Here is a 14,797-nt window from a genome sequence, read left to right as displayed (position 1 = left end):
ACCGATCAGCCCGCGCCGCCGACGCGCACGTCGCGGGCGCCCATGCGGGCGGCGTCCGCGGTGCGGTCGTCGGGCATCTGCTGCGACTCCATCTCGGCGGCGACCCGGGCCTCGTAGTGCTCGATCTCCCGGGCGATGTCGTCGTCGTCCCAGTCCAGCACCTCGCCCATCAGCGGGGCGACGTCCCGGGCGGCGGCCAGGCCGCGGTCGAAGGTCTCGATCGAGATGCGGGTGCGTCGGGTCAGCAGGTCGTCGAGGTGCAGCGCGCCCTCGTGGCTGGCGGCGTAGACCGCCTCGACCTGGAGGTAGTCCTCGGCACCGGCGATCCGCGCCCCGAGTTCGGGCCGGTCGGCGAGCAGGTCCAGCAGCTGGGTCACCATGCTGCCGTAGCGGCGCAGCAGGTGCTCGATGCGGCTGGGGTGCAGGCCGACCTCCGCGGCGAGCCGCTCCCGGCGGTTCCACAGGGCATGCCACCCGTGGGCCCCCAGCAACGGGGTCCGGTCGGTCACACAGGCCGGCACCCGCTGGTTGAGGCTGCGGGCGGCGGCGTCCACGGCGTCCTTCGCCATCACGCGGTAGGTGGTGTACTTGCCCCCGGCGATGGTGATCATGCCGGCCACCGTCTGTGCGACGGCGTGCTCGCGCGAGAGCTGACTGGTGGCCTCCGACTCGCCCGACAACAGGGGGCGCAGGCCCGCCTGCACGCCTTCGACGTCGGCGTGGGTCAGCGGGGTGCGCAACACCCCGTTGACCCGGTCGAGCAGGTACTGGATGTCGCTGGCGGACGCGGCCGGATGTGCCAGGTCGAGGTTCCAGTCCGTGTCGGTGGTGCCCAGCAACCAGTGCCGTCCCCAGGGGATCACGAACAGCACGCTCGTCTCGGTGCGCAGGATCATGCCGGTGTCGGCGTGGATCCGGTCGCGGGGGACCACCAGGTGGATGCCCTTCGACGCCCGGACACGGATGCGTCCGCGGCCGGCCATCTCCTGGATGCCGTCGGCCCAGACGCCGGTCGCGTTGACGACCTGCCGTCCACGGACGTGCAGGTCCGTGCCGCCCTCCTGGTCACGCGCGACGACCCCGACGACCCGCTCGCCCTCGCGCAGCAGGTCGGTGACACGGGTGGAGGTCAGCACCGAGGCGCCGTACGAGGCGGCGGTACGGGCCAGCTCCATGGTGTGGCGGGCGTCGTCGACCTGCGCGTCCCAGTAACGGATGGCGCCGGTCAGCGCGTCCGACCGGAGCGACGGGACCAGGCGCATCGCGGCGCGGCGCGACAGCTGCTGGTGACGCGGCAACTGGCGGGCGCCGCCGAGGGTGTCGTAGAGGGTCACCCCGGCGGTGACGTAGGCGCGTTCCCACACGCGGTGGCGCAGCGGGTACAGGAAGGACACCGGTCGCACCAGGTGGGGGGCCAGGTCGTTGAGCAGCAGCCCTCGTTCGCGCAGGGCCTCCTGCACGAGCGAGAAGTTGAACTGCTCGAGGTAGCGCAGGCCGCCGTGGATCAGCTTCGACGACCGACTCGAGGTCCCGGCGGCGAGGTCGCGCTGCTCGAGCAGTGCGACGGTCAACCCACGGGTGGCGGCGTCGAGCGCGATGCCGGCTCCGGTCACGCCACCACCGACGACGACGAGATCGAAGACCTCCTCGCGCACCCGCGTCAGGTCGCGGCGACGACGGTCGGGGGAGAGGGCGGTGTCGTCCACGAGGAGGACCTTCGAACGCACGGCGACGGGCGGACGACGAGCGTAGGGCAGCCGTCTACGGTTGCCGCCCGCCACCCGGCCGTCGCGCCTGCCACCCGGCCGTCCCGGCCGCCGCCCGGTCCGCCCCGCCAGGAGACCTCACGTGTCTATCCACGCCTACGGGAACCGTCCGGACCAGGTCGCCGAGCTGTCGTTGCCCGACGGGGACGTGCCCGAGAACGGTTGGCCGGTCGTGGTGCTCCTGCACGGTGGGTTCTGGCGGCACCAGTACGTGCGGGAGCTGACGGCGCCGCTGGCACGCGACGTCGCCGCCCGCGGGATGGCGGCGTGGAACCTCGAGTACCGGCGGGTCCCGCCGCCCGACCAGGTGGTCGCGCCGGCCGACCGGGGCGGCTGGCCGGCGACGTTCGCCGACGTGGCGGCCGGGATCGACCGGCTGGCGGACCTCGACGCGCCGGTGGACCTGACGCGGGTCGCCGTCGTCGGTCACTCCGCCGGCGGGCACCTCGCGCTGTGGGCGACCGGACGGACGCGGTTGCCGGCGGGCGTGGTGGGAGCCGGCCCGCGGGTGACGCCCGCGGCGACGGTGGGGCTCGCGCCGGTCGCCGACCTCGTCGCGGGTCAGCACGCCGGCATGGGCAACGGCGCGATGGTCGACCTGCTCGGCGGTGCTCCGGACGTCGTCCCGGAGCGGTGGGCGCTGGCCGACCCCGTCGGTCTGGTCGGTCACGGTGTCCCCGTCCTGTTGGTGCACGGTGAGCAGGACGAGAGCGTGCCGACGAGCCAGAGCGAGACCTACGCGGCGGCGGTGCGGGCTGTCGGCGGCGAGGTCGAGCTCGCGACGGGTCCGGCCGACCACATGGCACTCATCGATCCGACGGAGCCGCTGTGGCAGCGTGCCGCTGCCTGGCTGGCCGCCCGGCTCGGCTCGAGGAGCGCGGAGGACTGACGCCCACGCCCGGGCCCGTCAGTCGGCGAGCGCGCCGCTGATCACCGTGACGGCGGCACCACCGACGTGCACCCGGTCGTCCACGACCCGGACGCGCAGGTGTCCGCCGCGCCGGGACAGCTGCCGGGCCGTGAGCGTGTCGCGGCCGAGCTCCTGTGCCCACCAGGGTCCCAGGGTCGCGTGGGCGGAGCCGGTGACCGGGTCCTCGGGAACCCCGAGCGCCGGCGCGAAGTAGCGGGAGACGAAGTCGTCGTCGCCGTCCGACGGCGCGGTCACGATCAGCCCACCCGAGCCGAGCCGGGCGACCTCGGCGAGGTCGGGGGCGAGTTCGTGCACGGCGCGTTCGTGGTCGAGGACGACCACGTCGTTGGCCTGGGCCTGGTCGTCCTGCGACGCGCCGGACGGGTCCACGTTGCCGGCGCTGCGACCGACGTAGCGGCCAGCGGCCGCGCCCAGTGCCGACGCCAGACGGGACGGTTCGGGGTGCGTCCGGACCGGCCACGCCGGCAGGTCCAGCCAGATCACGCGGTCCTCGGCGGTGGCGGTCAGCACACCGGACCGGGTGGCGAACCGCAGCGTCGCGTCGGCGGGCGCGCGGGCGTCCTGCCACAGCACGTGCGCGGCGGCGAGCGTCGCGTGGCCGCACAGGTCGACCTCGGTGGTCGGGGTGAACCAGCGCAGCCGCCAGGTGTCGCCGTCGGGTTCCGAGCGCACGAGGAAGGCCGTCTCGGAGGCGTTGACCTCGGTTGCGACCGCCTGCATCCACGCGACCGGCTGCGGCCGCTCGAGGAGTACGACGCCGGCCGGGTTCCCGGCGAACGCCTGCTCGGCGAACGCGTCGACGAGTCGGAACGGCGGCATGGAGAACCTCGCGTCGGGGGCCGACACGGTAGTCGTTCGCCTGTCCGGGCGGCCCGACACTGCCGGCAACTTCCCGAACGGCCAGTGTTCGACGGTTGAGGGTGGGCCGGGGGGTCGTCAGGCTCTCTGCGGCACGGCGAATCCCCGGGCCGGCCCCGCTGACGCAACGGCACTCGCTGCCGACGTCCCGGGGCCGGCGCTCCACCTCGACCCGATTGCGCGAACGCCCGCCACGACGCAGAGAAGGGACTTGCTCGCATGTGCGGTTTCAGCGGTGAACTCCGTTTCGACGGCGCCACCCCGGACGTCGGGGCGGTCTACCGGATGACGGGCCGCATGATCGCCCGTGGACCGGATGCCGAGGGCGTGTGGTCCGCCGGCCCGATGGCGATGGGCCACCGTCGCCTGTCGGTCATCGATCTGTCCTCGTGCGGTGACCAGCCGATGCACGACGCCGGTCTCGGTCTCACCCTCGTCTTCAACGGCTGCATCTACAACTACCAGCCGCTGCGCGAGGAGTTGCAGGCCGAGGGCTACGAGTTCTTCTCCACGTCGGACACCGAGGTGGTGCTCAAGGCCTACCACGCCTGGGGCGACGGCTTCGTCGAGAAGCTGCAGGGCATGTTCGCGTTCGTGATCTACGAGCGGGGGACGGGCCGCACCTTCCTCGGGCGCGACCGGTTCGGCATCAAGCCGCTGTACGTGGTCGACGAGCCCTCGCGGCTGCGCTTCGCCTCGAGCCTGCCGGCACTGGTCGCCGGCGGCGACATCGACACCTCCATCGACCCGGTCTCGCTGCACCACTACCTGACCTTCCACTCGGTCGTGCCCGCACCGCGGACCATCCTCAACGGGGTGCGCAAGGTCCCGCCGGCGACGACGATCGCGATCGAGGCGGACGGTTCGCGCACGACGACCGAGTTCTGGCGTCCCGACTTCACCCGTGACCCGGACCGCGCCGACTGGTCGGCGCGGGACTGGGAGGACGCCACGCTCGAGGCGCTGCGCAAGGCCGTGCAGTGGCGGCTGGTCGCCGACGTCCCGGTCGGTGTGCTGCTCTCGGGCGGGCTGGACTCGTCGCTGGTGGTCGGTCTGCTCGCCGAGGCGGGACAGCGCGACCTCAACACGTTCTCGATCGGTTTCGAGTCCTTCGGTGGCGAGGAAGGCGACGAGTTCAAGTACTCGGACGTCATCGCCGAGCGCTACGGCACCAACCACCACCGCCTGCGCATCGACACCGAGCGCATGCTCCCGGCCCTGGGGCAGGCCGTGCACGCCATGAGCGAGCCCATGGTGAGCCACGACGCGGTGGCGTTCTACCTGCTCAGCCAGGAGGTCAGCCAGCACGTCAAGGTGGTGCAGTCCGGTCAGGGCGCCGACGAGGTGTTCGCCGGCTACCACTGGTACCCGCCGATGCAGGCGCTCACCGACGAAGTCGGCGAGGCCGACCGTGAGCGGCTGGTCGCCGCAGCCGTCGACCGTTACGCGCAGGCCTTCTTCGACCGTCCGCACGCCGAGATGCAGCGGTTGGTCGGCAGGGACTACTGCCTCGAGGACGACGTCTCCCGCGCCCTGGTCGCCCAGCACTTCGCCATGCCCGGCGCGCAGAGCGCCACCGACATGGCCCTGCGTCTGGACTCGCAGATCATGCTCGTCGACGACCCGGTCAAGCGGGTCGACAACATGACCATGGCCTGGGGCCTGGAGGCACGGGTGCCGTTCCTCGACCACGAGGTGCTCGAGATCGCGGCCCGGATCCCGCCGGAGCTCAAGCTGGCCCAGGAGGGCAAGGGCGTGCTCAAGGAGGCGGCCCGCCGGGTCATCCCCAACGAGGTCATCGACCGTCCGAAGGGGTACTTCCCGGTCCCGGCGCTGAAGTACCTGCAAGGCCCGTACCTCGACCTCGTGCGCGATGCCCTGCACGCACCCGAGGCGCGCGAACGCGGCCTGTTCCAGCCGGACGCGGTCCAGCACCTTCTGGACGACCCCAACGGGCAGCTCACCCCCCTGCGAGGCAACAAGCTGTGGCAGTTGGCACTGCTGGAGCTGTGGCTGCAGACCCACGACGTGCGTCCGTGAGTCCGACGTCCGCGACGCGCGGATGCCGGGACCTGAAGGAGCGAGGGTGAACCCGACCCACGAGCGGGGGGTACGGGCCGCACGCGGCCACGTGCGTGATGCCTCCAAGCCCAACCACGGCGCCGGGCTCTCGACCCGGTCCTGGGACGTCCGCCCGCCGCACCTGACCGCCGATCTCGAGGCGGAGGTGACCCTCGAGTGCGGGTGGGGACGGCTGATCTTCGGGCAGACGTTCGCGTCCCACGAGGCCCTGGTCCGCACGGTGGCCGACGAGGAGCCCGGTCGGCGCGACATCTGCCTGTACGTGCGCGAACCCCACGTGCTGGTCGCGCACGCACCGCAGGAACTGTTCATCGACCCCAGCCACACCTACCGCAAGTGGCTGCACCAGCACCGGGCCGCCCGCGACCCGGTGCGCGGGGTGGTCGTGCGTGACCTGCGTTCGGAGCGCGACGCGGACGCGGTCAACCGCATCTACACCGCGGCCGGCATGGTGGTCGCGCCGGCCGAGGTGTTGTGGGCCAACCAGCGAACCTCGACGTTCACCTACCTCGTGGCCGAGGACGCCGACACGGGCGAGATCATCGGCACCGTCACCGGCGTCGACCACCGGGTCGCCTTCAACGATCCCGAGGACGGCACCAGTCTGTGGTGCCTGGCCGTGGACCCCCAGTCGCCGCGTCCGGGCGTCGGCCGTGCCCTGGTGAGCACCCTGCTCGACCGTTTCAAGGCGCGCGGTCGGGCCTATCTGGATTTGTCGGTGGTCCACGACAACGAGCCGGCGATCGGGTTGTACGAGAAGCTCGGCTTCGTCCGCGTCCCGGTGTTCTGCGTCAAGCGCAAGAACCCGATCAACGAGCGGCTGTTCTCGGCCGCGCCCGCCGAGCGGCTCGACGACCTCAATCCCTACGCCCGGCTGCTGGCCGACGAGGCCCTGCGGCGGGGCATCTCCGTGGAGGTGCTCGACGCGGAGAGCGGACTGATGCAGCTCACCCACGGTGGCCGCAGCGTGCAGACGCGCGAGTCGCTGTCGGAATTGACCAGCGCCGTCGCGATGAGCAAGTGCGACGACAAGCGGTTGACGAACCGGCTGTTCGTCGAAGCCGGCCTGCGGGTCCCGCGCGGAGCGGTGGCCACCGACGGGCCACAGGACGAGGTGCTGCTCGAGGAGCTCGGCCAGCTGGTGGTCAAGCCCGCGCGCGGGGAGCAGGGGCAGGGCATCACCGTCGGGGTGCACACCGTCGAGGAGCTGCGCGAGGCCATCCGTCTCGCGAGGACCTACTGCCCCAACGTGCTGCTCGAGGAGTGCGTGACGGGACGGGACCTGCGCATCGTGGTCATCGGCCACCAGGTCGTCGCGGCCGCGATCCGTCGGCCCGCCACCGTGGTGGGCACGGGCAGGCACACGGTGCGGGAGCTGATCGAGTCGACCTCGCGCCGCCGTGCGGCGGCGACCAGTGGCGAGTCCGAGATCCCGCTCGACGCGGTGACCGAGAAGGCGTGTGCCGACAACGGGTTCGCCTTCGACGACGTGCTGCCCAAGGGCGAGGAGCTCGAGGTGCGGCGGACGGCGAACCTGCACACGGGCGGGACCATCCACGACGTGACCGAGAAGCTGCACCCGACGCTTGCCGACGCCGCCGTGCGGGCGAGTCGCAAGCTCGACATCCCCGTCGTCGGCCTCGACATGCTGGTCCCGGACGTCTCGGGCGAGCAGTACGTGTTCATCGAGGCCAACGAGCGACCCGGCCTCGCCAACCACGAGCCGCAGCCGACGGCGCAGAAGTTCATCGACCTGCTGTTCCCCGCCACCCGCCCGCTGCCGCGTGGCTGGGAGCCGGCGGGTCCGTCGACCGACCACCGGGCGGCCGACGAGGAGGAGTGAGGGCCTGCGGGGGCAGCGGGGGCAGTACGGTGCCGCCCCGATGAGCACCGACGCCCGCAGCCCCGCCCACGCCGACCGTGCCGACCGCCTCGCCGGCCGACTGGCCGTGCCCGTACTGGTCGCGGCCCTGGCGTCGATCCCGGCCACCTTCCTGACGCTGTTCGACGACCCGTACGCCACCGCCGGCTCCGTGGTGAACCTGCTCTCCGGCGCGGTCCTGGTGGCCGAGACCGTGGTGCTCTTCGCCGTCGCCGAGGACCGTCGTGACTGGTTGCGTCGCCACCGGTGGCTGGTCGCCTTCACGGCCGTGCTCGTGCCGGCCGTGGTGTTCGCGGTCGGGCCCGTGCAGTTGCTGCGGCTGGTTCGCCTCGCCGGCGCGCTGCGCATCCTGCGGGTGCGGCGCATCGTGAAGGCCGGCCGGATCCTCCAGGACCGCCACGAGCTCACCGGGCGAGGTGCGCGCGTGCTCACGGGCGCGCTGATCCTGGCGGGGGCGCTGTTCGTCGGCCTGGTGCTGACCGACCCGACGGCGGTCGGGGAGTCCCAGCAGTTCCTCGACGCGGTCACCGACCGCGTCGGTGCCTTCGGGATCCTGCTGGCGGGGGTGCTGCTGGGTGCGGCGACCTACGTCGTCCGCGAGCGGCGGGCACGTGACGGCGAGGAGGAGCCCGACTGACCGGGGGCCGGTGCGCGATTCCGCACCGGCCGCGTACCGCACCGACAGCGTTCCGGCGCGTGTCGTCACCGGATCAGGGGTCCGCGCTGCCGCCGGCGTCGTCGACCGGGTCGTCCGGGGTGGTGGGGGTCCCGAGGTCGTCGGTCGCGTCGTCGGGGGCCGGGCTGGTCTCGGTGGTGTCGGTGTCGGTCCCGTCGTCGCCACAGCCGGCCACCGCCAGGGCGAGAGCCGCAGCGGTGGCGAGTGCTGGCAGTCGTCTGCGGTGCACGTCTCTCCTCCAACAGGTCAAGGGTCGGACGCACGATGCCGGCGCGCCCCGACCACCGCCGTCACGCAAGACGGTCGGAGGGTCGGGTTGCGAGCCGCCAGAGGCCGACGCCCGGACCACCGGCGGTGGCCGGGACGGTGCGGCTCAGAACAGCAGCATCGTCGCCAGCAGCACCACGACCGCGAGCCCGGCGGTGCGCACGGCGGCGGACCGGGCCCGTGACGCCTCGACGAACAGCAGCTTGCCGGCGACGAACCCGCCGAGCAGGCCACCGAGGTGCCCACCGACCGAGATGCCGGGCAGCAGGAACGTGATCACCAGGTTGAGCAGCACCAGGCTGCCCACGTCGGTCCGCCACGGATCGACGCCGCGGGCACGCATGCCGGCCATGGCCGCACCCATCAGGCCGAACACGGCGCCGGACGCGCCGATGGTGACGCCGAACGGGCTGGTGGCGAACACCCACCCGAGCAGCGGGATCTCGGCCAACGGCGTGGAGGCGGTCAACCAGGCCAGGCCGACCACGCCGAGGCTGCCGCCGGCGAGCCCGGCCAGGTACAGCGCGCCGAAGCGCAGGTGTCCGAGCACGGGTTCGAGCATCTCGCCCAGCCGCCAGAGCAGCAGGCCGTTGAACGCGACGTGCATCAGGTTGGCGTGCAGGAAGGCACTGGTCACCAGCCGCCACGGCTCGACGCCGGCCGCCGCGGGAACGAGCCCGAAGGTCCCCAGCACGGTGCTTCGGTCGGCCTGGGTGAGCAGGAACAGCACGGCGATGACGCCGACGAGCGTCTGGCTGACGAGCGGCCGCACGAACAGGTCGCCGAGGCGGCGCACGCGCTGGCCGCCGGAGGCGCACTGCCGGCACTGGTAGCCGACGGGAGCCTCGATCGCGTCGTCACCGCAGATCGGACGTTCGCACCGCGAGCACCGCAGCAGCGCCGGGCGGTCCGGATGCAGGTAACACGTGTCGGTGCTGGTGTCGTGCTCGCTCACGGCAGGCGTGCCTCGTCGTCGTCGAGACACCCAAGGTACGGCGTCGCGCACCCGGGGACCGCCTTCGGGCACGCGGCCGCGCTCACCTGGTGCGGGTGACCTTCGTCAGGCCCTCGGGCGCGTCGAGGTCACGGCCGCGGTCGGCCGCCAGCGCGGAGGCGAGACGCTGCGCGGGCACGATGGTGGTCACGGGCGTGAGCCAGTCGGCAGGTTCGCGTGGCAGCCGCAACGGCACGTCCGCGACCGCCAGCAGCGAGGCGTCCGCGCTGAGCACCGCCAGCCGCGCGCCGCGCTCGCGCAGCGGCGCGGCGAGCGCGGCGACCCCGGCCAGGCTCGGCTCGCTGGGGGCGATGAGCAGCGCGGCCGCCCCCGACGACACCGCGCCGATCGGTCCGTGCAGCAGGTCGGGCGGGGAGAAGGCCTCGGCGACCACGCCACTGAGCTCGCGGATCTTGAGCGCGGCCTCGAACGCGGTCGCGTAGTTGAGCCCCCGACCGGCCACCAGCAGGTGCTCGACCTCGCTCAGTCCGGCGGCCGCCGCCCCGGTGTCGAGGCCGAGCACCGTCTCCAGCACGTCGGGGAGCAGCCCGAGATCGGCGAGTCGTTCCCGGCGGCGTCCGGTGTCGAGGCCGGCGACCGCGACGAGCGCGAGTGCCGTCAGCGAGGTGGTGTAGGTCTTGGTGGCCGCCACCGACCGTTCGGGTCCGGCACCGAGCTCGAGCACGCAGGTGGCCGCGTCGGCGAGCGGACTGTCGGGATCGTTGGTGATGGCCAGCGCCGGCCGGCCCTGGCGGCGGGCCGCGTCGAGGACGCCGACGACGTCGGGGGACTGACCCGACTGCGACACGGCCACCACGAGCGCCTGCCGGAAGTCCGGCTCGACGCCGTAGATCGAGCCGAGCGACGGCGTGGCCAGGGCGACCGGCAGCCGATGCTCGATCCCGAACAGGTACTGGGCATAGCGGGCGGCGTTGTCCGAGGAGCCGCGGGCGACCAGCACGATGCTGGACACGTCGTCGCGCCAGAGCTCCCGGCGCAACGTCGACAGGTTCGGCACGACCCGCTCCAGCAGGCGGGCGACGGCGGCGGGCTGCTCGGCGGTCTCGGCGTGCAGTCGGCTCATGCGGCGCTCGGTTCCTGCCCGGCAGCCAGCGTGCGGTGCAGGCGACCGGCGTCGTCGAGCACCACGAGATCGGCCGGTGCGCCCGGCCGCAGCGCCGCCAACTCGGGACGCCCGACCAGCGTGGCCGGGACGACGGTGGCGGCCGCGACCGCCTCGGGCAGCGGGACGCCGAGCGCGACCGTGTTGGCGACGGCCTCCGGCATGGTCAGCGCGCTGCCGGCCAGCGTGCCGTCGGCGCGACGGACGGCGTCGTCGGCGACGGTCACCTCGACGTCGCCGAGGCGGTAGGTCCCGTCACCGCGGCCGGCGGCGGCGATCGCGTCGGTCACCAGCGCGACCCGGCCACGTGCCGCCAGGAACGCGAGCCGCACGGTCTCGGGGGCGAGATGATGACCGTCGACGATCACCTGCACGACGACGTCGTCGCGCGAGAGTGCGGCCCCGGCCAGGCCGGGGCGCCGCGGGGTGAACGGCGTCATCGCGTTGAACAGGTGCGTCACCGTCCGGGCGCCGGCGTCGAAGCCCGCATGGGCGGCGGCGGCGTCGGCGGCGCTGTGGCCGAGCGAGACGACGATGCCGCGTGCCACCAGCATCCGGACCAGGTCCAGCGCGCCGGGCAGCTCCGGGGCCAGCGTCACGTAGGTCACCGGTCCGGCCGCGAGCAGGCGGTCGAGCCGGGCGGGATCCGGGTCCCGCCGGTGTTCGGCCGGGTGGGTGCCGAGCTTCTCGGAGGACAGGAAGGGTCCCTCGAGGTGGACCCCGAGGATGCCACCGCCACGGCCGGCGGTGCCGCCCTCGGCGGCCACCGCGGTCAGGGTCCGCAGCGCCCGGCGCGTGTCGGTCTCGTCGGCGGTGATGAGCGTGGGCTGCCAGGCCTGCACCCCGGTGGCGGCCTGCGCCCGCGCCGCGGCGCGCACCGCGTCCTCATCGGCGGCGAGCAGGTCGACGCCGGCGAAGCCGTTGACCTGGAGGTCGACGTAACCGCGCGCGGCGATCAGGCCCGTGCCGGCCGGTGACAGACCGACCGCGACCACCCGGTCGTCGACCACCTCGACGTCACCGGGCCGACGGACACCACCGTCGACGACCGCGTCCACACCGAGTCGCATGGCTGGGACCTCCGGGTCTTCACTTCGGGGACGCCACGGGCCCGAGGACCGTGGCGGAGCGGGGGGCGGCCGCCGGTGACGCCGGCAGCCGCAGCGGATCGGCGCCGGGGGTGAGTGAACCCAGGACCCGCGGGCCCGCGGCACCGGTGCAGGACGCGACCGTGCCCGGCAGTCCGTGCCAGCTGAGCCAGCCCAGCAGCGCGAAGGCGATCGCCTCCTTGCCGTCGACCGGCAGGCCGAGCGTGTCGGAGGTGTCCCAGGTGGCACCCATGGCGGCCAGGCGGCGTCGGAGCGCGGCGACCAGCCCGGCGTTGTGGACCCCGCCGCCGCTGCCGACGACGCGCCGGACGGCGTGGCGGGCGGCGTGGTCGGCCACCGCCACGGCCACGGCTTCCGCCAGGGTGGCCAGGCGGTCCTCGAGCCGGTCGACGGGCGCGGCCGCCAGGGCCCGGTCGAGGTAGCCGGCGTGGTAGCGCTCCTTGCCGGTCGACTTCGGGGCCGGCGCGGCCAGGAACGGGTCGTCGAGCAGCACCGCGAGCAGCGCCTCGTCGACCCGGCCCACGGCGGTGCGTCGGCCACCCGGGTCGTGGTGCTCGCGGCCGTCGGTCGCGGTCCGTACCGCGGCGTCGAGCAGGGCGTTGGCGGGACCGGCGTCGAACGCGACGGTCGGACGGTCCGGTGCGACCACCGTCAGGTTGGCGATGCCACCGAGGTTCAGGGCGGCGACCGGCGCCGTGGTGTCGGCCAGCACGAGCTGGTCGAGCAGGCTCACCAGCGGCGCCCCCTGACCACCGGCTGCGACGTCGCGGGTGCGCAGGTCGCTGACGACCGGCAGTCCGGTCGCCTCGGCGATCTCCGCCGGCTGGCCGAGTTGCAGGGTGGCGAGCACCCGGCCGTCGACCACCTCGTGGTGGACGCTCTGTCCGTGACTGACGAGCAGGTCGGCGGCGCCGTCGGCCAACTCGGTCACCGCCTGGCGGGCCGCGGCAGCCAACGCGCGGCCGAGGTCGGCATCGAGCCGGCACAGCTCACCGACGTCCGGGCGGTGTGCCGCCGTGCTCCCCGGAAGGACGTCGAGCACCCGCTGTCGCAGGGCCGGGTCGAACGGCACGGTCGCCTCGGCCACGCGTCGCAGCACCAGGCGCTCGCCGCCGTCGACCGCGTCGACGTCCACCACGGCGACGTCCACGCCATCGACCGACGTGCCCGACATCATCCCCACGACCCGCATCACGACCCCGCGGCGGCGCGCACGTGCCCGTCGGCCGCGGCGAGCCGGCGGGCGGCCTCGTCGGCGTCCACCCCGGCGAGCAGGGCCACGATGGCGACCTTGGCCCGCCCGTCGGCGGCAACGAGCGCGGACTCGGCGGTGTCGTCGTCGACGCCGGTCGCGGCGACGACGATGCCGCGGGCACGTGCCACCAGCTTGGCGTTGGTGGCCTGCACGTCGACCATCAGGTCACCGTACGTGCGCCCGAGCTGGACCATGGTGAGCGTCGAGAGCGTGTTGAGGACCAGCTTCTGGGCCGTGCCGGCCTTGAGTCGGGTCGAGCCGGCCACGATCTCCGGACCGGTATCGGCGACGACCGCCACGTCGGCCGCCTCCGCGATCACCGAGCCGGGGTTGTTCACGACCGCGACGGTGGCGGCCCCGGCCGCCCGGGCAGCGGCGAGGGCGGCGAGCACGTACGGCGTGCGCCCGGACGCGGAGATGCCCACCACGACGTCGTCCGGTCCCGGCGCGACGGCGCCGAGGTCACGCCGAGCGGCCTCGGCGTCGTCCTCGCCACGCTCGGCCGCGCGCGACATCGCGTCGTCGCCGCCGGCCATCACCGCGACGACACGCCCGTCGGGCAGGCCGAACGTCGGCCGGCACTCGGCGGCATCGGTGACCGCGAGCCGCCCGGGGGTGCCCGCACCGACGTAGACGAGCCGTCCGCCACGGCGCATGCGCGCCACCGCGAGGTCGACCGCGGCGGCGATCGCGTTCCCGGCGGCCGCCACGGCGGCGACGGCGCGTGCGTCCTGGGCGGCGAACAACGCCACCTGCTCGGCCGTGGTCCGCAGGTCGAGGTCGCGAGCGGCGGGCAGCCGCCCCTCGGTGGCGAGGTGGTCGAGGGTGAGGCGGTCAGCCACGACCGCCTCCCGTGAGCGCCTCGGTCAGGATCTCCCACACCCGCTCGGGTTCACGCGTGTCGAGGTGGGTCATGTGGCCGCAGGCCTCGTAACCCCAGGTCCACAGGTCCTCGACGCCGGCGTCGCGGGCGGCCTGCACGGCCGCGTGGATGTCGGCCTCGTCGTCGGGTCCGAGCTTGAAGCCCTGGATCCAGATCTGCGGGGTGAGCTGGTGCGCCTGCGCCAGCTCGGCCGTGCGGCGCGCCTGGCCACCGACGAACTCCTGCACGTCCAGGCCGAAGAAGCTCCAGTACGGGTCGGTCGCGAGCGTGTCGAGCCCGGGGGCGCTCGCGACCGGCTCCCAGCTGTCCACCGCGTGCAGCCCGTCGACCGAGGGCAGCAGGCACACCGTCGAGCGGCCGCCGATCGCGTCGACGTGGGCGACCAGCTCGCGTACGAAGTCGGTCAGCACGTCCTCACGGAAGGACCGGACCTCCTCGGTCAGCTCGTGCGGCATCTCGGCGCCGAAGCGGTCGCGGAACGCGGTCGTGCACGCCTCGCAGACACACGTCCAGGCGTCGGCGGAGTCGGGCTGCGGGTGGAAGCGCACCGGGTGGGCCCAGTGCGGCTCGTCCCAGAACACCCGGTCGGCGCCGAGGTCGACCGCGGCCTGGGCCCACTGCTTGACGAACGCGCGGAACTCGGGCTGGCTCGGGCAGCCGGCACCGATGCGTCGACCGTCGGCGAACTGCTGGCCGAGGTGGGGGTGCTGGGTCATGAACAGCGACTCGGCCTCCCCGCCGAAGGCGTGGGCGAGCCCCCACGGGCCGACCTGGACCTCGAGGCCGAGCTCGTGCGAGACCGCCACGATGCGCTCCATCTGGCGGCGGTACCAGTTGTAGTCGTTCTCGCTGAAGGTGTGCAGCACCCCGGTGAAGCCGCGCGCGACGAGGTCCTCCATGTCGGCGCGGACGTGGCGCAGGATGCGGTTGCCGAAGTACGAGACCCCGATGGCGATGGGACTGCCTTTCTC

General features: G+C 73.7%; 13 protein-coding genes. 4 read left to right on the top strand and 9 right to left on the bottom strand.

Going from position 1 to position 14,797, the window contains the following annotated elements; translation table 11 throughout:
- Positions 1-5 precede the first annotated feature (5 nt).
- Positions 6-1,706 carry a glycerol-3-phosphate dehydrogenase/oxidase gene (locus ELR47_RS12265; protein WP_130650157.1) on the bottom strand — a complete coding sequence of 567 codons (1,701 nt, stop codon included), beginning with the start codon at positions 1,704-1,706 and terminating at the stop codon, positions 6-8.
- 142 nt (positions 1,707-1,848) lie between these two features.
- Between ELR47_RS12265 and ELR47_RS12260 the strand changes: the two genes are divergently transcribed.
- A complete protein-coding gene (locus tag ELR47_RS12260) occupies positions 1,849-2,655 on the top strand; it encodes an alpha/beta hydrolase family protein (protein WP_130650156.1) in 807 nt (268 codons plus the stop codon).
- A gap of 18 nt (positions 2,656-2,673) precedes the next feature.
- Here ELR47_RS12260 and ELR47_RS12255 read toward each other — a convergent pair whose 3' ends face one another.
- Complete coding sequence (locus ELR47_RS12255) at positions 2,674-3,516, bottom strand: PhzF family phenazine biosynthesis protein (protein ID WP_130650155.1); 843 nt, start codon at positions 3,514-3,516, stop codon at positions 2,674-2,676.
- A gap of 258 nt (positions 3,517-3,774) precedes the next feature.
- Here ELR47_RS12255 and ELR47_RS12250 point away from each other — a divergent pair, with 258 nt between their 5' ends.
- The 3 genes from ELR47_RS12250 to ELR47_RS12240 are packed head-to-tail and all read left to right on the top strand — an operon-like array spanning position 3,775 to position 8,156.
- The gene (locus tag ELR47_RS12250; protein WP_130650154.1) at positions 3,775-5,595 is read left to right on the top strand and encodes an N-acetylglutaminylglutamine amidotransferase; all 1,821 of its coding nucleotides are present in this window, start codon (positions 3,775-3,777) and stop codon (positions 5,593-5,595) included.
- A gap of 22 nt (positions 5,596-5,617) precedes the next feature.
- Positions 5,618-7,480, top strand: coding sequence for an N-acetylglutaminylglutamine synthetase (gene ngg / locus ELR47_RS12245; protein WP_130650153.1), 1,863 nt, complete (start codon positions 5,618-5,620; stop codon positions 7,478-7,480).
- A gap of 40 nt (positions 7,481-7,520) precedes the next feature.
- Positions 7,521-8,156: a hypothetical protein gene (locus tag ELR47_RS12240; RefSeq protein WP_130650152.1), complete on the top strand. Its 636-nt coding sequence runs from the start codon at positions 7,521-7,523 to the stop codon at positions 8,154-8,156.
- A 73-nt stretch (positions 8,157-8,229) separates the two neighbouring features.
- Here ELR47_RS12240 and ELR47_RS12235 read toward each other — a convergent pair whose 3' ends face one another.
- The 7 genes from ELR47_RS12235 to ELR47_RS12205 form a co-directional block, all read right to left on the bottom strand.
- A complete protein-coding gene (locus ELR47_RS12235; RefSeq protein WP_130650151.1) occupies positions 8,230-8,424 on the bottom strand; it encodes a hypothetical protein in 195 nt (64 codons plus the stop codon).
- A 144-nt stretch (positions 8,425-8,568) separates the two neighbouring features.
- Positions 8,569-9,417, bottom strand: coding sequence for a rhomboid family intramembrane serine protease (locus tag ELR47_RS12230; RefSeq protein WP_130650150.1), 849 nt, complete (start codon positions 9,415-9,417; stop codon positions 8,569-8,571).
- An 82-nt stretch (positions 9,418-9,499) separates the two neighbouring features.
- Positions 9,500-10,540 (bottom strand): SIS domain-containing protein, encoded by a 1,041-nt coding sequence (locus ELR47_RS12225; RefSeq protein ID WP_130650149.1) that lies wholly within the window; start codon positions 10,538-10,540, stop codon positions 9,500-9,502.
- On the bottom strand, positions 10,537-11,649 hold the full coding sequence (nagA, locus tag ELR47_RS12220) for an N-acetylglucosamine-6-phosphate deacetylase (protein WP_130650148.1): 1,113 nt from the start codon (positions 11,647-11,649) through the stop codon (positions 10,537-10,539). Before nagA ends, ELR47_RS12225 begins: the two co-directional genes overlap by 4 nt.
- Positions 11,650-11,668: 19 nt before the next feature.
- Positions 11,669-12,880 carry an anhydro-N-acetylmuramic acid kinase gene (locus ELR47_RS12215; RefSeq protein ID WP_130650147.1) on the bottom strand — a complete coding sequence of 404 codons (1,212 nt, stop codon included), beginning with the start codon at positions 12,878-12,880 and terminating at the stop codon, positions 11,669-11,671.
- Positions 12,880-13,785: an N-acetylmuramic acid 6-phosphate etherase gene (gene murQ / locus ELR47_RS12210; RefSeq protein WP_130650146.1), complete on the bottom strand. Its 906-nt coding sequence runs from the start codon at positions 13,783-13,785 to the stop codon at positions 12,880-12,882. The genes ELR47_RS12215 and murQ overlap by 1 nt, the downstream gene beginning before the upstream one ends.
- Positions 13,778-14,725, bottom strand: coding sequence for a hypothetical protein (locus tag ELR47_RS12205; protein WP_130650145.1), 948 nt, complete (start codon positions 14,723-14,725; stop codon positions 13,778-13,780). The genes murQ and ELR47_RS12205 overlap by 8 nt, the downstream gene beginning before the upstream one ends.
- Between the last annotated feature and the right edge of the window lie 72 nt (positions 14,726-14,797).

The sequence above is a fragment of the Egicoccus halophilus genome (assembly GCF_004300825.1).
GTDB classification, from domain to species: Bacteria; Actinomycetota; Nitriliruptoria; order Nitriliruptorales; family Nitriliruptoraceae; genus Egicoccus; species Egicoccus halophilus.
Note: the sequence above shows the minus strand (reverse complement) of the source record. Positions and strands in the feature narration are given on the sequence as shown.